The 21,886-nt window shown below is 66.8% G+C and carries 21 protein-coding genes; 10 read left to right on the forward strand and 11 right to left on the reverse strand.

Features of this window, described 5'->3' with window-relative positions; all coding sequences use genetic code 11:
• Positions 1 to 80: 80 nt before the first annotated feature.
• The 3 genes from AC1Q6E_RS01595 to AC1Q6E_RS01605 are packed head-to-tail and all read left to right on the forward strand — an operon-like array spanning position 81 to position 2,426.
• Positions 81 to 542, forward strand: coding sequence for an acyl-CoA thioesterase (locus AC1Q6E_RS01595; RefSeq protein WP_492572082.1), 462 nt, complete (start codon positions 81 to 83; stop codon positions 540 to 542).
• Positions 539 to 1,426: a beta-keto acid cleavage family enzyme gene (locus AC1Q6E_RS01600; protein WP_492572083.1), complete on the forward strand. Its 888-nt coding sequence runs from the start codon at positions 539 to 541 to the stop codon at positions 1,424 to 1,426. The genes AC1Q6E_RS01595 and AC1Q6E_RS01600 overlap by 4 nt, the downstream gene beginning before the upstream one ends.
• Before the next feature lie 22 nt (positions 1,427 to 1,448).
• Entirely contained in the window at positions 1,449 to 2,426 is a 978-nt protein-coding gene (locus AC1Q6E_RS01605) for a Bug family tripartite tricarboxylate transporter substrate binding protein (RefSeq protein ID WP_296558018.1), read from the forward strand.
• Positions 2,427 to 2,508: 82 nt separating this feature from the next.
• On the opposite strand, the gene AC1Q6E_RS01610 is transcribed toward AC1Q6E_RS01605, so the two are convergent.
• Genes AC1Q6E_RS01610 through AC1Q6E_RS01630 form a run of 5 tightly spaced genes read right to left on the reverse strand, consistent with a single transcriptional unit; the run spans position 2,509 to position 8,038 of the window.
• Positions 2,509 to 3,372 carry an SRPBCC family protein gene (locus AC1Q6E_RS01610; RefSeq protein ID WP_492572084.1) on the reverse strand — a complete coding sequence of 288 codons (864 nt, stop codon included), beginning with the start codon at positions 3,370 to 3,372 and terminating at the stop codon, positions 2,509 to 2,511.
• Entirely contained in the window at positions 3,362 to 3,838 is a 477-nt protein-coding gene (locus AC1Q6E_RS01615; protein ID WP_152792913.1) for a (2Fe-2S)-binding protein, read from the reverse strand. Before AC1Q6E_RS01615 ends, AC1Q6E_RS01610 begins: the two co-directional genes overlap by 11 nt.
• Positions 3,839 to 3,847: 9 nt before the next feature.
• Complete coding sequence (locus AC1Q6E_RS01620) at positions 3,848 to 4,714, reverse strand: FAD binding domain-containing protein (RefSeq protein WP_152792914.1); 867 nt, start codon at positions 4,712 to 4,714, stop codon at positions 3,848 to 3,850.
• The gene (locus tag AC1Q6E_RS01625; RefSeq protein ID WP_296558013.1) at positions 4,707 to 7,016 is read right to left on the reverse strand and encodes a xanthine dehydrogenase family protein molybdopterin-binding subunit; all 2,310 of its coding nucleotides are present in this window, start codon (positions 7,014 to 7,016) and stop codon (positions 4,707 to 4,709) included. The genes AC1Q6E_RS01620 and AC1Q6E_RS01625 overlap by 8 nt, the downstream gene beginning before the upstream one ends.
• Before the next feature lie 35 nt (positions 7,017 to 7,051).
• On the reverse strand, positions 7,052 to 8,038 hold the full coding sequence (locus tag AC1Q6E_RS01630; protein ID WP_296558011.1) for a Bug family tripartite tricarboxylate transporter substrate binding protein: 987 nt from the start codon (positions 8,036 to 8,038) through the stop codon (positions 7,052 to 7,054).
• Positions 8,039 to 8,284: 246 nt separating this feature from the next.
• On the opposite strand from AC1Q6E_RS01630, the gene AC1Q6E_RS01635 reads away from it, so the two are divergent.
• Both AC1Q6E_RS01635 and AC1Q6E_RS01640 read left to right on the forward strand, forming a co-directional pair.
• Positions 8,285 to 8,821, forward strand: a complete 537-nt coding sequence (locus tag AC1Q6E_RS01635; protein WP_492572085.1) for a MarR family winged helix-turn-helix transcriptional regulator — start codon at positions 8,285 to 8,287, stop codon at positions 8,819 to 8,821.
• A gap of 72 nt (positions 8,822 to 8,893) precedes the next feature.
• A complete protein-coding gene (locus AC1Q6E_RS01640) occupies positions 8,894 to 9,691 on the forward strand; it encodes an exodeoxyribonuclease III (RefSeq protein ID WP_152797836.1) in 798 nt (265 codons plus the stop codon).
• Positions 9,692 to 9,711: 20 nt separating this feature from the next.
• Here AC1Q6E_RS01640 and AC1Q6E_RS01645 read toward each other — a convergent pair whose 3' ends face one another.
• Positions 9,712 to 10,680 carry a Bug family tripartite tricarboxylate transporter substrate binding protein gene (locus tag AC1Q6E_RS01645; protein WP_492572086.1) on the reverse strand — a complete coding sequence of 323 codons (969 nt, stop codon included), beginning with the start codon at positions 10,678 to 10,680 and terminating at the stop codon, positions 9,712 to 9,714.
• Positions 10,681 to 10,724: 44 nt separating this feature from the next.
• Complete coding sequence (locus AC1Q6E_RS01650) at positions 10,725 to 12,746, reverse strand: metallophosphoesterase family protein (protein ID WP_492572087.1); 2,022 nt, start codon at positions 12,744 to 12,746, stop codon at positions 10,725 to 10,727.
• A gap of 93 nt (positions 12,747 to 12,839) precedes the next feature.
• On the opposite strand from AC1Q6E_RS01650, the gene AC1Q6E_RS01655 reads away from it, so the two are divergent.
• Complete coding sequence (locus AC1Q6E_RS01655; protein ID WP_152797839.1) at positions 12,840 to 13,745, forward strand: LysR family transcriptional regulator; 906 nt, start codon at positions 12,840 to 12,842, stop codon at positions 13,743 to 13,745.
• Positions 13,746 to 13,750: 5 nt separating this feature from the next.
• Here AC1Q6E_RS01655 and AC1Q6E_RS01660 read toward each other — a convergent pair whose 3' ends face one another.
• From AC1Q6E_RS01660 to AC1Q6E_RS01675, 4 genes are all read right to left on the reverse strand, one after another.
• Positions 13,751 to 15,031 (reverse strand): hydantoinase/carbamoylase family amidase, encoded by a 1,281-nt coding sequence (locus tag AC1Q6E_RS01660; protein ID WP_492572088.1) that lies wholly within the window; start codon positions 15,029 to 15,031, stop codon positions 13,751 to 13,753.
• 7 nt (positions 15,032 to 15,038) lie between these two features.
• The gene (locus AC1Q6E_RS01665; RefSeq protein ID WP_152797840.1) at positions 15,039 to 15,974 is read right to left on the reverse strand and encodes a dihydroorotate dehydrogenase; all 936 of its coding nucleotides are present in this window, start codon (positions 15,972 to 15,974) and stop codon (positions 15,039 to 15,041) included.
• Complete coding sequence (locus AC1Q6E_RS01670) at positions 15,974 to 16,810, reverse strand: dihydroorotate dehydrogenase electron transfer subunit (RefSeq protein ID WP_152797841.1); 837 nt, start codon at positions 16,808 to 16,810, stop codon at positions 15,974 to 15,976. The genes AC1Q6E_RS01665 and AC1Q6E_RS01670 overlap by 1 nt, the downstream gene beginning before the upstream one ends.
• Positions 16,811 to 16,938: 128 nt before the next feature.
• Positions 16,939 to 18,189 carry an MFS transporter gene (locus tag AC1Q6E_RS01675; protein WP_152797842.1) on the reverse strand — a complete coding sequence of 417 codons (1,251 nt, stop codon included), beginning with the start codon at positions 18,187 to 18,189 and terminating at the stop codon, positions 16,939 to 16,941.
• Between the two features lie 356 nt (positions 18,190 to 18,545).
• On the opposite strand from AC1Q6E_RS01675, the gene AC1Q6E_RS01680 reads away from it, so the two are divergent.
• Genes AC1Q6E_RS01680 through AC1Q6E_RS01695 form a run of 4 tightly spaced genes read left to right on the forward strand, consistent with a single transcriptional unit; the run spans position 18,546 to position 21,745 of the window.
• On the forward strand, positions 18,546 to 19,427 hold the full coding sequence (locus AC1Q6E_RS01680) for a helix-turn-helix domain-containing protein (RefSeq protein WP_152797843.1): 882 nt from the start codon (positions 18,546 to 18,548) through the stop codon (positions 19,425 to 19,427).
• A 34-nt stretch (positions 19,428 to 19,461) separates the two neighbouring features.
• Positions 19,462 to 20,136: an orotate phosphoribosyltransferase gene (locus tag AC1Q6E_RS01685; RefSeq protein WP_152797844.1), complete on the forward strand. Its 675-nt coding sequence runs from the start codon at positions 19,462 to 19,464 to the stop codon at positions 20,134 to 20,136.
• Positions 20,137 to 20,159: 23 nt separating this feature from the next.
• Positions 20,160 to 20,489: a hypothetical protein gene (locus AC1Q6E_RS01690; RefSeq protein WP_087838841.1), complete on the forward strand. Its 330-nt coding sequence runs from the start codon at positions 20,160 to 20,162 to the stop codon at positions 20,487 to 20,489.
• Positions 20,486 to 21,745: a muropeptide transporter gene (locus AC1Q6E_RS01695; RefSeq protein ID WP_152797845.1), complete on the forward strand. Its 1,260-nt coding sequence runs from the start codon at positions 20,486 to 20,488 to the stop codon at positions 21,743 to 21,745. Before AC1Q6E_RS01690 ends, AC1Q6E_RS01695 begins: the two co-directional genes overlap by 4 nt.
• Positions 21,746 to 21,886: the final 141 nt, after the last annotated feature.

Genomic DNA, 21,886 nt, shown 5'->3' on the forward strand with positions numbered 1-21,886 from the left:
CATGTAGCAGCTAACAGAATACCGATCCACAATGGGTCCGCGAAAACAGCCACGGCACTCAACGGCTCATCGGCCTCCAAATGAAAACCCACAGCTACACAAGAATCCTGCAATGGGGCGAATGCGATCCCGCGGGAATAATTTTCTTTCCCAACTATCTGCGCTGGATGGCGGATGGCGTCGATCAGATGTTTCTCGCCGAAGGCATCGACCCGAACGCAGCGGTGGCGCCCGGGACAAGAAGCGGAATTCCCATCGTCCAGCTCTCGATGCGGTTTCTGGGCGCGCCCAGACTTCACGAGACGGTGATCCACCAGATTTCCGTGGGGCGCCTGGGGGGCAAATCCCTGACCCTCCATCATCGATTCCTGTGTGGCGAGAATCTATTGGCGGAAGCCGACGAAACCCGGGTCTGGGCAACGTTCAAATCCCCTGAAGACTCCGGACTGAACCCGGCGCGTATTCCGGACCGGATACGCGCCATGCTCGCGCCGGAAACCGGCAACCCTCCTGACACCACGGGAGACAAGGAAGAAGAATGAAAACCAGGAAAATCATCGTCACCATCGCCCCTACCGGGGGGATGGCCAAGAAAAACCAGAATCCCAATCTTCCCACCCAGCCGGAAGAGATTGCCGACTGCGTCAAGCGCTGCTACGACGCCGGGGCTTCGGTCGTGGCGGTACATGCCCGGCGGCCAGACGACGAAGCCACGTGCAACGCCGACATCTACCGGCATATCAACGCCCTGATCCGCGCCCGATGCGACATCATCCTGAACAACTCCACCGGCGGAGGCAGCGATGGCGACATGCTGATTCCGCGTCCCGATGGCATGTTCGAGCAGAACTTCGAGGAACGGCTCAAGGGGCTGGACGCCGGCGCCGAGATGGCCACCTTCGATGGCTTCACCATGGCGGCGCTGCACGGAGGCAGGGAGACCGTGGTCACCACGACGCCCAGCCAATGCGACCGGATGGCGGCCAGATTCAGGGAACGAGGAATCAAGCCCGAGTGGGAAGTATTCAATCCGGCCCACATCCTGCAAGACGTGAGCCGGTTGATTGCGGCAGGCTACGACTGCGCGCCGTACTACGTGAACATGGTACTGGGAGCGGATCGCGGGTTCCAGGGCGCCCTGCCGTACACGCCGAAAATACTGCAATCGATGGTCGATCTGCTGCCAGAGAACTCCATTTTCTGCGTGTCGGCGATCGGCCCTTCACAAGTCGCGGCAACCACGCATGCGATCCTGCTGGGCGGCCATGTCCGGGTAGGGTTGGAAGACAACCTCTACTATCGGCGCGGTGAACTCGCCACCAATGAAGCCTTGGTCGAACGCCAGATACGCATCATCCGCGACCTTGGTTTCGAGCCCGCCACGGCCGCGGAAGCCCGTGAAATCATTGGCCTGGAACAACGATAAGAACAGCGCTGGAGGAGCAATCATGAACATCATGAAAAAATGGTGCATGGCCACCGCCGTATTGGGTTGCATGACAAGCCCGCCGGCTCCGGCACAGGAAACGTTTCCTGCGAAGCCGATTACCTTGATAGTGTCCTATCCTCCCGGCGGCACTGTCGACCTGATCGCCCGGACCGTCTCCCACCAATTGCGCGCCTCGCTTGGCCAAACCATCGTGGTCGAGAATCGTCCGGGCGCCAATCAGATCATCGCCACCAGCGCGGCATTGCGTGCGCCAGCGGACGGATATACGCTTTTGCTGGCGGACGCCGGCATCGTCACACTCAATCCCCATCTGTTCAAGAAGCTGCCATACAAGGCGAGCGACCTGCAGCCGATTGCGGATCTCGCCGAAGCGCGTATCGTGCTGTCGGCATCGAAAGCGCTGGCATCGAATAATCTCGCGGATCTTTTCAAATACGCGAAAGCCAATCCGGGAAAACTCAACTACGGAACGCTGGGGGTTGGCAACACGCACCACCTGCTGCTCGAATCGATCAAGCAACAAGGTGGCGTCGACATCGTCAACGTGCCATACCAGGGGTATGCGGCCGCGATCAACGATCTCCTTGGAAACCAGATTCAGCTGGTTTCCGGGGCATTGAGCCCGCCCGCCCTGGGGCATCTGAAAACCGGTGCGCTGCATGCATTGGCGGTCACGGGCGCCACGCGCAGCCCCTTGCTTCCCGGCACGCCCACGTTTGCCGAAGCGGGTTTTCCAGAGCTTCAGCCGCGAAGCAGCTTCATCGTGTATGGCTCGGCCAGGATGTCCAAGGAACAGGTCGGTTTTCTGAACGATGCGTTTGCCAAGGTTCTGTCCACGCCGCAAACCATCTCCATTTTCCTGGAGAACGGCCTCGACCCGCAGGGACACGAACCGGCCGAAATCAAGGCCGATCTCTCGCGGATGTCCGAGAAGAATTCAGCCCTGATAAAAAGCGTGGGTTTGACGCTTGATTAGCAGACGCCCACGTCGTCCCCCACCGCTTCGGGTGCTTCGGCACCGTCGCGGCGACCAGACGACGGCGGGCAAGGCAGGCGAATCATCGAGCCGGCGGCGGACTCAACACATCTCGCAGCCACGCCGCGCAGCCGGCCGAGTCTTCCACTGGCCAGTCCACCACCATCGAGATGTCTCCGCGGCGCAGCTCGACGTGGATGTTGCGGGCCGGTCCGGCGCGCCTCACCAGGCGCGACCACCAGCCACCGTCGGATACCGAGGCAGGGGTGGCGTCGACGCCATTGACGCTGGCCCGCCGAGGTGACGCCGTGCCGGCGGCCGGGGCGCAAGCCGGTTGCGGCGCGGCGGCGGCAGGGGAAGCCGGCACCGCAGCGGAACTGGCCGGCCCGGCCGGGCTGACTGCCACGGCCGGCCGGGCGACCGCGGCGGGCCCCGGCTGACCTCCCGCCGACGCCTCGCCGGCCCGCGTAATGATGACAGCCGCCGCGCCCGGCACTTCGCCGCCGTTCAGACGGGTCGCGAGGTTCTGGCTGAACTCTTCCCACATGCGGTCAGCCTTGGTTTTCATGATGCCCAGGCCGAACGTGCCCAGGCGTCCCAGTACGTCTACCGTGACTTTGGTGCGCAACTCGGTCTGGCCGCCAGGCAGTTCGGCCAGGAATATCTCGCTCTGCTGTTTGAGCGAGCTGGCCACCGAGGCATCCTCGCCAGAGCCCTCGACACGCAGGTATTCGGGCGCGCGCTGCTCGACGATCCGCGTCTTGAGCCGGAACTTGGCGCTGATGAAGCTGATCTTGACGTGGATGACGGCGTTGTACTCGACGTCGCTGACCACTTCGATAGACTTCATGCCCGGCACGCAGCTTCCCATCACAGTGGGATCCAGCAGCATGTCCCATACCTTGGCGACCGGGGCCGCCACCGTCAGAACTTTTTCAATTTCCACGCATTTTCTCCGAAGCATCGAGAATGGACTCGACGATCTGGGCATAGCCCGTGCAGCGGCACAGGTTGCCGTTCAGTCCTTCCCGGACCTGGTCGGCCGTGGGCCGGGGGTTGCGTTCGAGCAGGTGGCAGGCCGTCATCAGCATGCCCGGCGTGCAGTAGCCGCATTGCAGGCCACCGCACTCCATGAAGCTTTGCTGCAACGGATGCAATTCGTCGCCCTTGGCCAGGCCCTCCACCGTCGTGATGCTGTGGCCGTTGGCCTGCACCGCCAGCGACAGGCAGGACTTGACCACCTCGCCATCCACCAGCACCGAGCAGGCGCCGCAGATGCCGGTCTCGCAGCCGCGCTTGGTGCCGGTCAGGTTCAGGTCGTCCCGCAGGAAATCCGACAACATGCGGCGCGCGGGGACTTCGGCGCCGTGCTTTTCACCGTTGACGGTGACTTCGATCAGGTGCTTGCTCATGGTCTTTCCTCAGTCCGTGGCCAGCCCGTACAGGCCGGCGATGGTGCGCCGGGTGACCACCCGCACCATCTCGCGGCGGAATTCGTCCGACCCCCGCGCGTCGGAAACCGGCTGGATGTCGGCCGCGACGATCGAAGCGGCCTCGGCCGCCACCTCGGGGGTGATGGTCTTGCCCGCCAGGAAGTGCTCCGCCCGCGGCACACGGCAGGGAATGGGCGTGGACGCGCCCACCGCCAGGACCGCCTCGCGGCAGGTGCCGCCGCTGCGGCGCGTGGCCAGCGACAGGCCGATCAGCGGCCGGTGCTCGGCGGCGGTGCGCAGGAAGCGGGTGTACAGGCCGGAGAAATCCGCCGGCGGCGCCGGCACGCGGATCTCGACGACGATCTCGTCGGATTCGATGGCGGTGACGTAGTAGTCCACCAGGAACTCCTCGATGGACAGCACCCGCTCGCCGCGCGCGCTGCCCAGCACCACTCGCGCGCCCAGCGACATCAGGCAGGTGGGCGGATCGGTGGACGGATCGGCATAGCAGAGGTTGCCGCCCAGCGTGCCCTGGTTGCGCACCTGGGGATTGGCGACCTGGGCCGCCATGGCCGCCAGCATGGGATAGTGCTGCTTGACGACCGCGGAATCGGCCACGTCCGTGTGGCGCGCCAGCGCGCCTATGCGCAGGCCTTCCACGGGATCGAAGCGGATCCCGCGCAAGGCCTCGATGCGCGCGACCGAGATGATGTGCGAAGGCACCAGCATGCGCTGGCGCATGGCCAGCATCAGCGCCGTGCCGCCGGCCATGACCCGGCAGTCCTCGCCCAGGTCCGCCAGCATGCGGCTGGCCTCGGCCACCGATGCCGGCTCGAGGAAATCGAAATCACGCATGGCGGGAGCCTCCTTGTTCCTGTTCGCCGGCCTGGCGCAGGGCGCGCAGGCCCGCCAGCACTTTCTCGGGCGTGATCGGCAGGTCCGTGATGCGCACGCCGACGGCGTCGTAGACCGCGTTGGCGATGGCCGGCGCGCCCGGCAGGATGGCCGTCTCGCTCGCGCCCTTGGCGCCATAGGGTCCGTTGGGATCGTTGGACTCCACGATGCCCGAGCGCAGCAGCGGAATCGAATCGGCGGTGGGCATGTTGTAGTCGGCGAAATTGCCGTTGGCCAGCCGGCCGTTCTCCAGCTGCAATTGCTCGTACAGCGCCCAGCCCATGGCCTGGGCCGCCGCGCCGTTGCTCTGGCCGTGCACGGCCAGCGGATTGAAGGCCTTGCCGCAGTCGTCCGACACATAGGAATCCAGCACCGTGACCCGGCCGGTCTCGGTGTCGACCTCGACCTCGACGGCCTGCGCCGCGTACGAGTGCGCCGGCGCGATGTTGCCGTGGACGTCGCCGTGCATGACGGTCTTGGCGTCCCAGGTGGCGCTGACCTGCAGGCCCTCGCCGTCGTGGCGCCAGATGTGCAGCCTGGCGATCTCGGCGATGGTGGCGCGCCTGTCAGGCGCGCGCCGGGAAAAGATGAAGCCGTCCGCGATTTCCAGGTCGTCGGCGGGAACCTCCAGCTTCGTGGCGGCCACGTCGAACAACGCCTGCCGGGCCTTGCGGCCGGCCAGGATGGCGGCATTGCCGGCGGCGATGGTCACGCGCGAGGCCAGCGTGCCGATGGCATACGGCGACACGTCCGTGTCGGGCGGCGCCACGTGCACATGGTCCAGCGGGATGTTCAGTTCATGGGCGACGACCTGGGCCAGCATGGTCATGGCGCCCTGCCCCATGTCGCATTCGCCGCTGTGGATCACCACGCGGCCGTCTTCGTTGACCTTGACGACGACGGTCGAGCCATCCCAGTTGCCGATGGTGCGGTTGCCGCTGACATGCATGGCGGCCGCCATGCCGACACCGCGGCGCTTCGCGCCCGTGCCCCGGTCCCGGCTGGCGCGCCTGGCCTGCCATTGGATGGCCTCGGCGCACTGGTCCATGCATGCGCGCAGGCCCGTGCTGCCTATCTTCCAGCCGTGGATGGAGGTGTCGCCCGCCTCGTGCGCATTGCGCCTGTGGACCTCGATCGGATCCAGTCCCAGCTTCTCGGCCATCATGTGGAGGTGGCTGTTGAGCGCGAACAGCATCTGCGATCCGCCAAAGCCACGAAAGGCACCGTGCGGCGGATTGTTGGTGTAGACCAGCGTCGCGTGCGAGCGCACGTTCTTCAGGCGGTGCATGTTGTCGCTGCGCATCGCGGTCACGTGCATGACTTCGGCCGACAGTCCGCTGTAGGCACCGCATTCCGCAACGATGCGGACGTCCTTGGCGACGATGATGCCGTCCTTGGTCATGCCCAGCTTCAGCGTGACCCGTTCGGGCACGCTGGAACAGCAGGCCAGGAAATCCTCCAGCCGGTTGTTGACCAGCCGCACGGGCTTGCCGGTCCTGACCGCCAGCAAACCGGCGATCAGGCTGTTCGCGTCTTCCACGATCTTGCCGCCGAAGCCGCCGCCGGTGGTCGCCTGCATCACGCGTATGCGCGACACCGGCATCTCCAGCGCGGCCGCCAGGCGCATCCGCGCCTGGTACACGGACTGGGTGGATGTCCAGACCTGCAGGCGGCCCTCGGCGTCGAGGGTCGCCACGGTGGCCATGGGCTCGAGATAGCCCGGATACTGCGAATGGCAATCGTAGGTGGCCTCATGGACGAGGTCCGCCCCGGCGAAGCCGGCCTCCACGTCGCCCAGATGGAACCGGATCTCGTGCGAGACATTGTTCCGCCCCGGGTGCACCCCGGGAGCTTCCTCGTCCAGCGCTTCCTCGGTCGTCAGGATGGCGGGCAGCTCTTCGTACTCGACCTCGATCAGGTCGAGCGCGTCGCGCGCGATCTCCTCGGAAATCGCCGCCACCGCGGCGACCTCCTCGCCGGCGAAGCGCACCACGCCTTCGGCCAGGATGCGGCGCTCCTTGTGATGCACGCCCCACATCGCGCGCGGGGCGTCGGCGCCGGTAAGCACCGCCTTGACCCCCGGCAGCGCGAGCGCCGCCGAGACGTCGATGCGGACGATGCGCGCATGCGGGTAGGGACTGCGCAGCACCTTGCCGTGCAGCATGCCCGCGACCTTGACGTCGCCCGCGTACTGCGCGCGGCCCAGCACCTTGGCGCGCGCGTTGACCTGGGGCGTATCCTTGCCCAGCGTGGATGCGTTCATCCCGACCTCCTGTTTCCGCCCCTGCATATCCCGGCTTACTGCGCCTTGATGCCCAGGGATTTGATGATGCCGCCGACCACCTCGTATTCGCGCGCGTTGGTGCGGCTGAGTTCAGCCGGCTCGCCGCCGTGCGGGAACGCGCCATAGGTGGCCAGCTTCTGGACCACGTCCGGCTGCTTGAGGATCTCGTTCAGGTGGCCGTTCAGCAGCTTGACGATGTCGGCCGGCGTGCCCTTGGGCGCGAAGAAGCCGTTCCAGGCGCCCACCACGATGTCCTTGTAGCCGGACTCGACCAGCGTCGGGATGTTGGGCGCGAGCGGCGACCGCCTGGCATCGCCGATGGCCAGCGGAACCAGGCGGCCGGTGGCGAAATACTGCGTGACCGGTCCCAGCGTGACCCAGGCGGTATCGACGTGGCCGGCGACGACGTCGGTCACTGAAGGGCCCACGCCGCGATAGGGCACGTGCTGGATGGATACCTTGGCCTCGCGGTTGAGCCATTCGGCGATCACGTGCATGGGCGAGCCCGCGCCCGGGGTGGCGTAGGACACTGTCTTGCCGGCCTTGGCGGCGTCGATCATGTCCTTCACCGTCTTGAAGCCGGTCTTGGGATTGGCCACCAGCACCAGCGGCTGCACGGCGGTCTGGTTGATCGACTCGAAACCGTTCAGCACGTCGTAGCTCTGGGCAGGCGGCAGGCCCAGCACCATCGGCGCGGTGGTAAACGGATTGGGTGTGAACAGCAGCGTGTAGCCGTCGGGCGCGGCGCGTCCGACGTAACCGTTGCCCACCGTGCCGCCGGCGCCGCCCTTGTTCTCGACGACGACCGACTGCTTCAGGCGCTCGCCCAGCTTTTCGGCGAACAGGCGCGCGATGGCGTCGGTGTCGCCGCCCGGGGGGTAGGACACGATGACGGTGATCGGCTTGGCGGGATAACCGGCCGCCTGGGCGACGCCCAGGCCGGCACAGCAGGTGGTGATCGCCATGGCGGCGGCAAACATCTGGCGGCGATAGAGATTCATCACTGGCTCCGAAGGGACGATCGGGTAGGGATACGCACACACATCAATTCACTAGTGAAACAATTGTTCACTCAGGAAACGCGATCATCCACTTTTATTGTTGATGCATCAACACTAAGATTGTACCGATTGACAAGCCCGGACAAAATTTCATTGGATTTCAAAATATTCACATGGATATAACGCTCCAGGCACTGTGGAATAATCGCCCGTCCCAAGCCGGAACCCTCTAGCCGACAGCCATCCATGCCCCCGAAAAAGAAGGCCCCCCTACGCCCCCCGTCCACCGGCGGCGACCCCTGGACGGATATCGACGCACAGGGGACCGGCCTGTCCGTGGACGATTTCATCACCACGCTGGTCGTGCGCGCCGGCAACTCGCTGCGCCGGGTCGTGACCCTGCCCTATTCCGATCAATTCGGATTGACCATGGCTGAATGGCGCATGCTGTCGGTCGTGGCCGAGGCCCGGTGCCTGCCCTTCTCGGAACTGGTCACGCGTTCGGAAACCGACAAGTCGCTGGTCAGCCGCGCCATGCGCCTGCTCGAAACGCGCGGTCTCGTCGTCCTCGAACCGGTGGCCGGCTCGCCGCGCCGGGGACTGACCTGCCGGCTCTCGACCGATGGCCAGGCGCTGTACGATCGCGCCATGCCCGTCGCCCAACGCGCCCAGGCCGCCATGATCCGCGTCCTCAGCAACGAGGAACGGCAGGTGCTGTACCGGACGCTGCACAAATTGCGGCGAGCCTGCCACGACGAAGAAGGGCCACCCGACGAAGGCTGACCGAGGCGCCGCGACGCGTCCCGGACACACCGCGTAGAATTCGGCCAGTCATCCGTTTTCCAGGAGCCGGTCTTGCTGCGCATCGTTTCCATCAACCTCAACGGTATCCGTTCGGCCTCCCGCAAGGGCTTCCTCCCCTGGCTCGGCGCGACCGGCGCCGACGTCGTCTGCCTGCAGGAACTGAAGGCCCAGGACGCCGACCTGACCGACGACATGCGCCACCCGCCGGGCTACGAAGGCCATTTCTTCCCCGCCCAGAAAAAGGGTTACAGCGGCGTCGGCGCCTACGTGAAGCGCGCCTGCGAATCCGTCATCGTCGGCTTTGACAAGGAAGAGTTCGACGCCGAGGGCCGCATCCTGCGCATCGACTGGCCCGGCCTGTCCGTAGTCAGCGCCTACCTGCCCTCGGGCAGCAGCGGCGACGAACGCCAGCAGGCCAAATACCGCTTCCTGGACCGCTTCGCGCCCTGGCTCACGGGCCTGATGGACGAACACCGCGACACCGGACGCGAGTTCGTCATCTGCGGCGACTGGAACATCGCGCACCAGGAAATCGACCTGAAGAACTGGAAGAGCAACCAGAAGAACAGCGGCTTCCTGCCCGAGGAACGCGCCTGGTTGACCAAGGTGCTCGACGAGATCGGCTGGGTGGATGTCTACCGCCGGCTGCATCCCGAAACCACCGGCGAGGCCTATACCTGGTGGAGCAACCGGGGCCAGGCCTGGGCCAAGAACGTCGGGTGGCGCATCGACTACCAGATCGCCACCCCCGGCATCGCCGGCACGGCGAAGGCGGCGGCCATCTACAAGGAAGAGCGGTTCTCCGACCACGCGCCGCTGACGGTCGACTACGACTGGAAGCTGGACTGAGCCTGCCGCGGGAAGCTCCCTCAGTCTATCGTCGCCCCCGACAACTTGACCGCCTCGGCCCACATGGCCCGCTCCCTCTTTGCCCGGTCGCCGAAATCCCGGGGTCCGAGGTATTCAGGCTCGACCCCCAGTTGCCGCAGCTTGTCGGCAACGTCGGGGCGCGCCAGGGCACGGCCGACTTCAGCGGCAAGCCGTTCGACGATACCGGCTTCGACACCGGCGGGCAGGTAGAAGCCCAGATAGGACGAAGGAAGCGCGACCTTCACGCCCGACTCCGCGAACGTGGGCACATCCGGCAGGACCGCCAATCGCTTCGATGCCGTCACCGCCACCGGCACGATTTTCAGTCCCTGCACGAAGGCTAGCGCGGGGCCGGCCGCGTCGATGCCCAGTTTCAATTGATCGCCCGCCACCGCGGTGATCGCCGCAGGACTGCCTTTGAAAGGCACGTGCTGCACGGACAGATTCTCTCGCGCCCCCAGCAGTGCCATCGTCAGGTGGACGGTCGTGCCGCTGCCCGGCGACGCATAGGCGTATTTGCCGGGATGGCGCTTGAGCTCCTCCAGCACGCCGGCCAGTGTCCTGGCGGGAAAGGACGGATGGACGTAGATCAGGTTGGCGGCATTGCCGAACTGGGCCAGCGGCGCCAGGTCCTTGTCGACGCTGTAGTCGAGCTTCGTGTACATGACGGGACTGACGGCGGTGTTCACCGCGGCGCCCAGCAGCAGGGTATAGCCGTCGGCCGGCGCGCGCGCGACCTGCTGCGTGCCGATGTTGCCCGAGGCGCCGGGCTTGTTCTCGACCACGATGGGCTGGCCGAGCGAGGCGGCCATGCCATCCAGGACGAGCCGCGCCGCCACGTCGATGGCGCCGCCCGCGGGAAAGGGAACGACGGCCTTCAAGGGCCGCGCGGGATAGGACTGGGCCGCCGCCGGCTGGAGAACCGACAACAGGACGATAGCGGTCAGACAGGACAATCGGGACATCATGGCATTCTCCATCGTGAATCGAAACATCCTGGTCGGCGGTGCGTTCACGACACCGGGCGCAGGATCCACAAGACCGGCCCGCCGGCATCGCCACGGACAAGACGGCCCGCATCCCCTTCCACGACTGCCTGCGCGCCGCTGCCAAGGTCCACTCGGCATCCCTCGCAGCGGTCCGGCAGGCCCGGCACCGGACCATGCCAGACCCGGCCGGGCGTATCCGGCAGGGGCAGCAGCAGCACCATCTCGCCCGCCCGGGCCTCGCCCAGCAGGCCATCGGTGGTCTCGTGCCAGTCCAGCGTCCGCACCGGCGGCAGCTCCGACAAGGCGCCGTTCAGGTTGCGCAGCGCCCGGCCGGCCAGGCGCGGATTGCCCCGGCGGTCGATCAGGCCGGTCCGCGGAAAATAGCCGCGGTCCACGTCGCCCAACGTATCGAGGAAAACGCGATGTCCACGGTGGAAGTGGCTGCACAGCGCCGTCTCCAGCACGCGGCAGGTATTGCGCCACTCGTCGTGCTGCGCCCGGGCGGGGCTGTCGTCGGCCAGGCGCACATGCACCTGGGCGCACAGCCCCCTGCCCTCGGCAGCCTCGGCAGCCCGCGCGATTCCCTCGTGCGCGGACGTGTCGCGGGCGATGCGAAAGACCAGGCCGTCCGCCGCCGGGGCGGCGGGCAACTCGTCGTCGACCGTGAAGCCATGATCCACCAGCAGTTTGATCTGCTTGCCGTCGCGCGACTCGCCCGAAGCGTTCCAGAAGCGCGACAGGACGAGCGGCACGCCCGCGCGCTCCCGTGCCGCCGCCAGCCGCGCATCCAGGTCGGGCGCGGGCGGCCATCTCAGGACCAGCTCCAGCCCATCCAGCAGGTGGCGATGCCGGCGCACGGCATCGAGCGCGGCCTCGCCGGGCCAGCCGAAGTGGAACACCGCGAAGCGGCAGCCCTGTACGGCCACGGCTTCCATGCGCGCGCGCGATGCCACGTCGAGCAAGTCGTCCAGGGGCACGCGCAGCCGGCGCACGCCCATCTCCCATAGCGCCAGGATGGGGTAGTCGTTGCGCGCCCGCTTGCGCCGGAATTCGTCCAGCATGCTGCTGTAGGGGATGTCGTACAGCACGGTCCAGCCATGGCGCAGCTCCACGCCCGGCGCGGGCAATTCACCGGCCGAGGGCGGCAGGCGCGGCCAGTCGCGCTGCGCGGCCGCCCGCTCCGGGCCGTCGCCGAAGCTGCGGAGGAACTGCGTCACGATCCGCTCTTCATGGACGTCGACCACCATGACCCCCAGCTTGGCGACGTCGTTGCGGCCGTTCTCGTGCTCCGGCGGCTGGCCCACGTGCAGCGTTTCCGCATAGTCGGCGCGCACGAAGGCGGTGGACGGCATCAGGTAGAAATTCGTGTCCGCGTGGCGGTTCAGGAAGAAGTTGTGGACGTGGCCGGTGAACGCCGCCGCCACCTTGTGCCGGGCGACGGCGGCCAGCAGCCAGCTTCGTCCCGGTTCGTCGATGTTGTCGTAGTGCCCATGTTCGTCCGGGGTGGCGACGAAGGGCGGATAGTGCATGAACAGGAAGATGCGCTGCCCCGCGTGCGCCGCCAGGTCCGCCTCCAGCCACTCTGCCTGCTCTTGCTCCTGCGGCAGCCCCGAGTTGATGAGCGAAGTGTTGATGACGGCGAAGTGGCAGCCCTGCCGGTCGAAGCCGTAGAAATGTTCCCCGAAGTGACGGCTGTACAGCTCCACGTACTCGGGGCGGATGGCGCCCGCCGGAACGTAGTCGGCCTGCTTGTCGCCCACGTCGTGGTTGCCCGGCACCAGATGGACCGGACAGGCCAGTTCCGCCATGGTGTCGCGGAATTGCCGGACGGCCCGCGGATAGGAGACGGCCTCGGGCACGGGATGGATCATGTCCCCCACGTGCACGACGAAGGCCGGTCCCAGCGCGTTCAGCATCGCCACGGTATGCCGCAGCCGCTCATTGGTCAGCCGGTGCGACGCGAACGGCGAGATGTTGTCCTGCTCCGAAGGATTGACGTGGCTGTCGGCGATGACGGCGAAGCGAAAGAGAGGGGGAGAAGCCATGTTGCGGGTCGGCCATGAAAGCGAGGGGCCAGTATCCAGCAAGCCTTGGAATTAATAAAATTCATTTTTCTAATCCATGGATTCATAAAAATCATGGTGACGCTCCGTCAGCTCCACGCGCTCGCGACCCTGGCCAACACCGGCAGCTTCACCGCGACGGCCGATGCGCTGGCGCTGACGCAGTCCGCCGTCAGCGTGATGATCAAGGAACTGGAACAACAGGTGGGCGTGGTGCTGGTGGAGCGGGGCCGGACCGTGCGCCTGACGGCCGCGGGCAAGACCTTGTGCGAGACGGCCAACCGCGTGCTGGCCGACATCCATCGCACGGTGGCTGGCCTGCGCAGCGTCGGGGAACTGCAAGGCGGCCGCATCCGCGTGGCCGTGGGACCGCTGACCGCGGCCACCTTCTTCCCGCGCGCGCTGGCGCTGTTCCGCGCACGGCATCCCCTGGTGGCGGTCGACGTGCTGGACGTGCCGGTGGAACAGGCCTCGCAGCGACTGGCAGCCGACGAAGTGGACGTCGCCATCGGCTCTCCCGGCGCCAGTCCGGCCCTGGCCACCGTGCTGCGCACCGAACCGCTGGTGCGCGACCGGATGCACGCGGTGTATGCGCGCGGCAAGGCACCGCCGGCCCCGGCGGGCGGGCGCAGGATGAAATGGCAGGCCTTGCAGCACGCCGAGGTGATCCTGACGGACCGGGTCAGCGGACAATGGCGCGAGGTCTTTCTACAGTTGTCGCGGGCCGGCGTGGCGCTGAACGCGGTGCAGGAAGTCAGGCTGTATTCGACGGCGCTGGAAATGGTCCGGTGCGGCCTGGGGATGACGCTGCTGCCCGCGTTCGCCGCCCGCCACCTGGATGCGGCGCACTACGACGTGCGCGGCATCGAGCATGGCGACACGCGCTGGGAAGTGCACTGGATGATGCGCGCCGCGGCGGCGCCGACGGCGGCCTCGGAGGCCCTGCGGGAGGCCGTCATCGAGGCGCTGGGTTCCCGCTAGGGGACTCAGGCCACCTTGGGCAACGACCGGTACAGCACGTCCACGCCCGCCATGAAGTCGTCGATCTCCATGGCCTCGGCCGGGTTGTGCGAGCCGTTCTCGTTGCGGATAAAGATCATGCCAGAGGGAATGCCGGCGTTGGCGAACAGGGCCGCGTCGTGCCCCGCCCCGCTGGGAATTTTCTCGGCCGGCAATGACAGTTCCGCCGAGGTGTCCAGCAGCAGTTGCACCAGTTGCGCATCCATGGTCGCCGGAGCCGATTCGATGCGCCGGTCGAACTCGAAGCGCACGCCGCGCTGGCGCGCCACCTCGTCGCATTCGGCGCGCATCACGCGGTAGAACTCCTCCAGCGTCTCGGTGCTTTCGCTGCGCACTTCGAAGCTGAAATCGACCCTGCCCGGGATGCGCGAGACGGCGTGCTCGGCGGGGTCGGTACCCATCACGCCCGAGGTCACGACCAGGTCGTTGCCGCGTTCGAGCAGCACGCGCCAGTGCTCGTCCAGCCGCATCAGCAGGTCGGACACCGCGAACACCGCATCGTTGCGCAGCCAGCGCGGCACGGCGCCGGAGTGGCCGGGCTCGCCTATGCATCGCACCAGGTTGTGGCGGATGTTGCCGCGTATGCCCGAGACGATGGCCGTGGGCCATTTGCGGGCCACCATCAGCGGCCCCTGCTCGATGTGCAGTTCCAGGTAGGCCCGCACGCCCGACACCCACGGCACGGGCTTGCCGGCGGCGATGCTGTCCACGTCGGCGCCCACGCTGGCCATGGCCTCGGCCAGGGTGCGGCCGCTGCGCTTGTTGCGCAGCGCCAGGTCGTCCGCCTTGAGCTTGCCCAGGATGGCGCCGGAGCCCATGTAGGCCTTGCCGAACCACGCGCTTTCCTCGCCCCGCATGCCGGCGACCCACAGGGGGTGCGCGAGCCGCACGCCCTCCTCCTTGAGCCGTTTCAGGCACAGCAGGCCGGCGATGACGCCGGCCAGGCCGTCGTAGTTGCCGCCCTGGGGCACCGAATCCACGTGCGATCCGCACACGATGGGCGCCTGGTCGCCCGCCTGCGCCAGCGAGAACACCACGTTGGCCGCGGGATCGGTCCGCGCGGCGATGCCATGCCTGCCCGCCCAGTCGACCAGCGCGCCCAGCGCGGCCGTCTCGGTGGGACCATAGCTCTCGCGCGAGACGCCGACGCCATCGAAACTGAGCTGGCGGATCCGCTCGAACAGATCGATCGCTTCCTGCCGTCCGGGAACGGCCTTGGCGCCGGCCATCGTGGTTGCTGCTGTCATGTCGACCTCAAGCCATCGCCTCGAAAGGCACGAAGCCGGTGTCCTCCACCGCCCCCACCAGCCCTTGCAGGCCGGGCAGGCCCTTGCGACGGCAATACTGCACCAGGCCGTCGATCACGTCGATCATGGCCGTGGGATGGATGAAGGTGGCGGTCCCGACCTGCACGGCCTTCGCGCCGGCCAGCATGTATTCGATCGCGTCCTCGGCGGTGGAGATGCCGCCGCAGCCGATGATGGGAATCGAGACCGCGCGATGGCACTGGTACACCATGCGCACGACGATGGGCTTGATCGCCGGCCCCGACATGCCGCCCATGACGTTGCCCAGCTTGGGCCGGCGCGTGTCGATGTCGATCGCCATGCCCAGGATGGTATTGGCGGCCACGATGGCGTCGGCGCCCTCTTCCTGCGCCGCGCGGGCCACGTTGGCGATCTCGCCGGTGTTGGGCGTGAGCTTGACCCACAGCGGCAGCGAGGTCGAGGCGCGCAGCGCCTTCACCACGGCGGCCGTGGAGCGGGCATGCATCGCGAACGCCTTGCCGTCTTCTTCGATGTTGGGGCACGAGATGTTGGCCTCGATGGCGGCCACGCCCTCGACCCGCGACAGCTCGGCCGCCAGCCGCGCGAAGCCGTCGTTCGACGGCGCCGAGATACTGACCACCAGCGGCGGCGAGAACTTCCGGTAGAAGGGAATGCTCTCGCGGATGAAATAGTCGGAACCCTTGCTGGGGATGCCGATGGCATTGAGCATGCCGCTGTGCACCTCCGCCACCCGCGGGACCGGGTTGCCGGTGCGCTTCTCGTGCGTGATGGTCTTGGTGACGAACGCGCCCAGGCGGTTGAAGTCGATGGTGTTGGCCAGCCCGTCGGCGAACGTGCCCGAGGCCGGCATCACGGGATTGGAGAGGCGCAGTCCGCCTACCTCCACGGACAGGTCTATCATCACGCCACCTCCGCCAGGGGAAACACGGGGCCGTCCCAGCAGACACGCTTGCTGACCAGCCTGTCGCCTTCGCGGAAGGCGCGCACGCAGCAATAGCACATGCCGATGCCGCAGGCCATCTGCTGCTCCATCGCCACTTCGCCCGGCACGGACAACTCGGCGCCCAGGCGCTGCATCAACAGCGTCAGGCGCGACGACCCACAGGTATAGAAGGCATCGGCGCGGCCCGCGGCATGCAGCTCGCGCAGCAGGCGCTCGACATTCTCGACGGCGCTGGTGCCGGCCTCGTCGGTGACTTCGACGATGGTCGCGCCAATGGCCGCGAACCGGTCCTGCGACATCAGGTTGGCGGCATCGCGCGCGCTCAGGATGGCCGTCACGCCCACCCCTGCCTGCGCCGCCAGCTCGGCCAGCGGCGCCAGCGTCGCCAGCCCCACGCCGCGCCCCAGCACGACGATGTGGCGCGCGCCCGCGGGCAGCGTGAATCCCACGCCCAGCGGCCCCAGCATCGGCAGCTTGTCGCCCGCCTCGAGCGTCGCCAGCCCGCGCGTGCCGGCGCCCGTCACCTTGTACAGGAACTCCACCCGCCCCGTGGCCGGATCGGCCCGGTAGGTGCTCATGGGCCGGCGAAAGAACGGCGAATCCCGCTCAGTGGAAGGACACAAGAGATGAAAGAACTGCCCCGCCTTCGCCCCCGCGGCCGGCAGCCCGGCATCCAGCACCAGGTGCTTGTAGTCCCGGTTCACCCACGCATTGCTGATCACCGCGCCCTGCGTATCCGGCGCGGCCGGTCCGGCGCAACACCCGACCTGCGATTCGGACGACACAACTTCCATTCTGATTCCTCTGCGCTGGAGAACTCCCAGCGCTCGATTACTGCCTACCTTGGGCACCGCGGATCCGGCTCCGCCGGTCCGCCAGTGCCGCCCCCTGGGGGGCGCGCGTAAGCGCGTAGGGGGGGGCCTTACTCCAACTTTGCACCCTTGCGTTCCGGGATCAGGAACAACGTGGCGATGATGTCCAGCACATAGATCGACGCCAGCAGCGCGATCGCGTGGCTGAACGAATACTTCGCGGCCACCGCGCCCACGGCCAGCGGCCCGAATCCGCCCACGGCGCGGCCGATGTTGAACAGCACGTTCTGTGCCGTGGCCCGCGCCCGGGTGGGGTACAGCTCGGAAATCAGCGCGCCGTAGCCACCCAGCATGCCGTTCACGAACATGCCCATGATGGCGCCGCCGATCAGCAGGGCGTATTGCGCTTCGAGCTGCGAATAGGCCAGCACCGACAGCACCGCGCCCACCTGGTAGAGCAGGAAGATGGGACGCCGGCCGACGCGGTCCGCCAACTGGCCGAACAACCAGATGCCGAAGGCCATGCCGAGGATGGTGACGGCAGTCCAGCCCGCCGACTTGGTCAGCGAATAGCCGAACTGCTTGCTCAGGTACGACGGCATCCAGATCATCACGCCGTAGTAGCCGAAGTTCTGCACCGAAGTCAGGATGACCACGCCCAGGCTGGTCCGCGTGGTCTTGGCATCCGCCACGAGCAGCTTGAACGCGTTTTCCCTGGGCGCCGTGGACTTCTGGCTCTCGACGAAGATCTTGGGTTCGCCGATGAAATGGCGGATGACGAAGGCCACGACCGCCGGCAGCACGCCGATGGCGAACATGCCGCGCCAGCCCACGATGGGCAGCAGGATGGGGGTGACCAGCGCCGCGGCCAGCACGCCGGCTTGCCAGCCGAGGCCGACGTAGGAGCTCATGCGGGCGCGCTGCTCGGGACGGCAGGCTTCGGCGGCCAGCGCCATGCCGATGCCGAATTCACCGCCCAGGCCCAGGCCGGCGATGGTGCGGTACGCGAGCAGGTCCCAGTAGCCCTGCGCCAAGGCGCACAGGCCGGTGAAGACCGCGAACAGCAGGATGGTCCAGTTCAGCACGCGCACGCGGCCATACTTGTCGCTGAGCCAGCCGAACACGATGCCGCCGACCACGGCGCCGACCAGCGTCCAGGTCACCAGCGACCCGGCCTGGGTACTGGACAGCCCCAGGTCCGCCGAGATCGCGGCCAGGATGAAGCCCAGGATGAGCAGGTCGAAGCCGTCGAGGGCGTAGCCCACCGTCGACGCGATGACGGCCTTGCGGGCGTAGTCTTCGCCCTCGTTCGCCTTGCCGGCGGGGATGTCCCCGGGACTTGCGGCGTATTTGTCTGCCATTTCCTATCTCCGAAAGGAAGAAGAGGTATCCATCAATCAAAAGTGCTGCCAGGCGGCGACTGCCTCCCGCCGGCGCCGCCCCCTGGAGGAGACGGCCCGTGCCGGACATGCTTGTGGCATGGAGCAGGCAAAAACCATTTACGCCGAAAGTCTTTTTTTTTAGACTAAGACAACTTTTCTTACCTTTCAAGCAAAATTTCACTAAGCTGATAAGGTAAATCCCGACGTTGCCAGGAGCGCACAATACTAGTGCAAACCCGCACTAATGCTGGGCAATTCGAAGTTGAACGCCCGCTTGCGGGGCAATGAACACCATCCGGCCGAAATCCAGAATTCTCATTTTTTAGACAATTTCGATGCACACCTCTTCCAGATCGCGCGCCGTCGACTTCCACGCCATCGGGGAACGGCTGCGCGCCTATCGGATAGGCGCCTCGCTGCGGGCGGAGGACGTGGCGACCCAGCTGGGCGTTTCCCGGGCGGCGGTGTACCGGATGGAGAAGGGCGAGATCGTCAAGATCGAGACGCTGGAGCGGCTGGCCCACATCCTGGACACCTCGCTGGCCTCGCTGCTGGGCGTGGGGGCGGAGTACTACACCTCGCCGGTGGCGTACATCGAACGCATGCGCCAGCTCGAAACCGACGCCACGCGCATCATGGCGCATTTCGAGCCCATCTCCTTCCTGTTGACCTCGGACGAGTACGGCGGCTACCTGGAACAGATGCTGCACGAGGCCCATCCCGGCATTGACCCCGAGCGCATGCAGGCGCTGATGAAGATCCTGGGCGAGCGCAAGCGCGCCTTCGCCCGGCGCCGCCCGCCCATCATCAGCCTGATCGGGTTGCGCGAGATCGAGCGCTTCGTGCACTTCGGGCTGGTGGGGCGTATCGACCTGCCGCCCTCGGTGCGCATGGAACGCTCGCTGGCGGCGCGGCGCGAAGTCGAGCGCATCGTCGGCCTCCTGCGCGAACACCCCATGGACATGCAGATCGGCATCGTGGACGACAGCATGCCCAACGCCACGTTCCAGGTGTTCGAGAGGCCCAGCGCCTCGTTCGTGGCGGTCAGCCCGTTCCGCTTCGGCGAGCTGCCCAACGTCGCGACCGGCATCGCCCAGGTCACCTCGGCGCCCGAGGCAGTCGAGCTTTATACGAAAATGGTGGAAAACCTCTGGGAACGCGCCTACAAAGGACAGCAGGCGGCGGACCTCCTGAGCAGCATGCTGAAGGTGGTCTGATCCCGGGTTGTTTGCCCCCAAATGGAAAAATGAAATGGAAGAAACCTCAATCGGATCGACCGTGGCAAAGCTGCTGCTGGAATCGGGGGCGGTGCACGTCAGCGCGGGCAAGCCGTTCATCCTGCGTTCGGGCTGGGCCAGCCCGGTCTACGTGGACGTGCGGCGGCTGATCTCGTCGGTGGCGGGGCGCAAGGTGCTGGTGGACGCGGCGCAAGCGGTGGTCCGGCACCGCATCGGCGTGCAGAACATCGATGCCATCGCCGGCGCCGAGACGGCCGGCGTGCCCTATGCCGCGTGGCTGGCGGACCGGCTGTCGCTGCCGCTGCTCATCGTGCGCAAGAAACCGCTGGGCTTCGGCCGCAACGCGCAGATCGAGGGCATCGCGCAGGCCGGCGCGCGCGTGCTGCTGGTGGACGACCTGACCACCGACGGCCAGAGCAAGCGCAACTTCTGCAAGGCTGTTCGCGATTCGGGCCTGGAGCTGGCCCACGTCCTGAGCATCTTCTATTACGATACGTTTGTCGAAAGCCGGCGTACCATGGAAGAAATCGGTGTCACGATGCATGCGCTGGCCACCTGGCAGGACATCATCGCGCAGGCCAGGACGGGCACGGTCCTGACCGCGGCCGACATCGAAAAAGCGGAAGGATTCCTGCTCCATACTTCCGAATGGTCCAAGGCCCACGGCGGCATCTCCCGCCTTCCGTGACTCTTATCGCTACCCCACGTGTTATGAACTTCACCGATCTGATCCAACGTTTCGCCGCCCAGGCCCCCGGTACCGACAGTTTCCTCAAGGTCAAGGAAGGCTCGCTGGCGCTGGTCTCCAGCGATTCCGAACATGCCGCCGCCTACTTCCTGATCTACGGCTTCGCCCGCTCTTACGTGCTGCTGTATGAAGACCAGGGCATCGCCCCCGCCTTCGCCGAAACCGCGAAGACCCAGCTCCTGTCCTACATGAACCGGCTCGACGAAGCGTTCAGGTCCGGCACGGCGCAGGATCTCGTGGCCGCCCTGAACTGGATCGTGCTGGACTACGGCCGCAGCGGAAAGATATTTTGAACGCCCGCCCGGAGGCGCCGGCGGCCGCTTCGTCGCTCTATACGAACCGGCGCGTCGCGCCTCTGCTCGCGCTGGGCTTCGCCAGCGGCCTGCCCCTGGCGCTGACCAGCGGCACGCTGCAGGCCTGGGCCACCGTCGACGGCGTGTCGCTGCAGGCCATCGGCTTCCTGACCCTGGTCGGCTCGGCCTATACGCTGAAGTTCCTATGGGCGCCGCTGATGGACCGCTACACGCCGCCGCTCCTGGGCCGCCGGCGCGGCTGGATGGTGATCACGCAATTGCTGCTGGCGCTGGCCATCATGGCCATGGGCCTGCTGTCGCCCAGCTCGGCCCTGCTGCCGCTGGCGCTGATCGCCGTGTTCGTGGCCTTCTGCTCGGCGTCGCAGGACATCGCCTTCGATGCCTACCGGACCGACGTGCTGCGCAAGGAAGAACGGGGCGCCGGCGCCGCGGTGTCGGTGCTGGGCTATCGGCTGGCCATGCTGGTATCGGGCGGCCTCGCCCTGGTCATCGCCGACAGCTGGCTGGGCTGGGGCAACATGTACGTACTGATGGGCGGCCTGATGGCCCTGGCCGTCCTGGCCACGCTGTGGGCCCCCGAACCCGAGGCCCCCGCCCTCGCGCCCCGCACGCTGGCCGAAGCCGTGACCGGGCCGCTGCTGGAATTCTTCCGCCGCCCCGGCGCCATCGTGCTGCTGGTGCTGATCGTGTTCTACAAGCTGGGCGACGCCTTCGCCGGCAGCCTGTCCACCGCCTTCCTGATCCGCGGCGCGGGTTTTTCGGCCACCGAGGTCGGCACCATCAACAAGGTACTGGGCCTGGGCGCCACCATCATCGGCGCGCTGGCGGGCGGTTCGCTGCTGGCGCGGCTGGGGCTGTTCCGGTCGCTGATGCTGTTCGGCCTGCTGCAAGCCGTCTCCAACCTGGGATTCTGGCTGCTCGCCATCAGCCCCAAGAGCATCCTGCTGATGGCCGCCGCCGTCGGTATCGAAAACCTGTGCGGCGGCATGGGCACGGCGGCCTTCGTGGCCCTGCTCATGGGCCTCTGCGACCACCGCTTCTCGGCCACCCAGTTCGCGCTGCTGTCCGCCCTGTCCGCGGTGGGGCGCACCTACCTGGCCGGGCCGCTGGCCCCGCCCATGGTGGAAAACTACGGTTGGCCGGCCTTCTTCCTGGTCACCGTGGCCATCGCCCTGCCCGGCATGGCCCTGCTGTGGTGGCGGCGGGCCGACGTGCGGGCGCTGGACCAGGCCTGAGGCCGCGTCCAGCAAACCAACGCCCCCCTTTTCCCAGAGGGCCCAGGACAACTATGACCATGTCCGCTACATCGATTCGACTATACTGACCTCTCATCTCTCAAGCAGGTTCCAGCGTCGTTGCTGAACACCACCAGACGA

The sequence above is a fragment of the Pigmentiphaga sp. MLSB6-MA01 genome, from assembly GCF_058793475.1.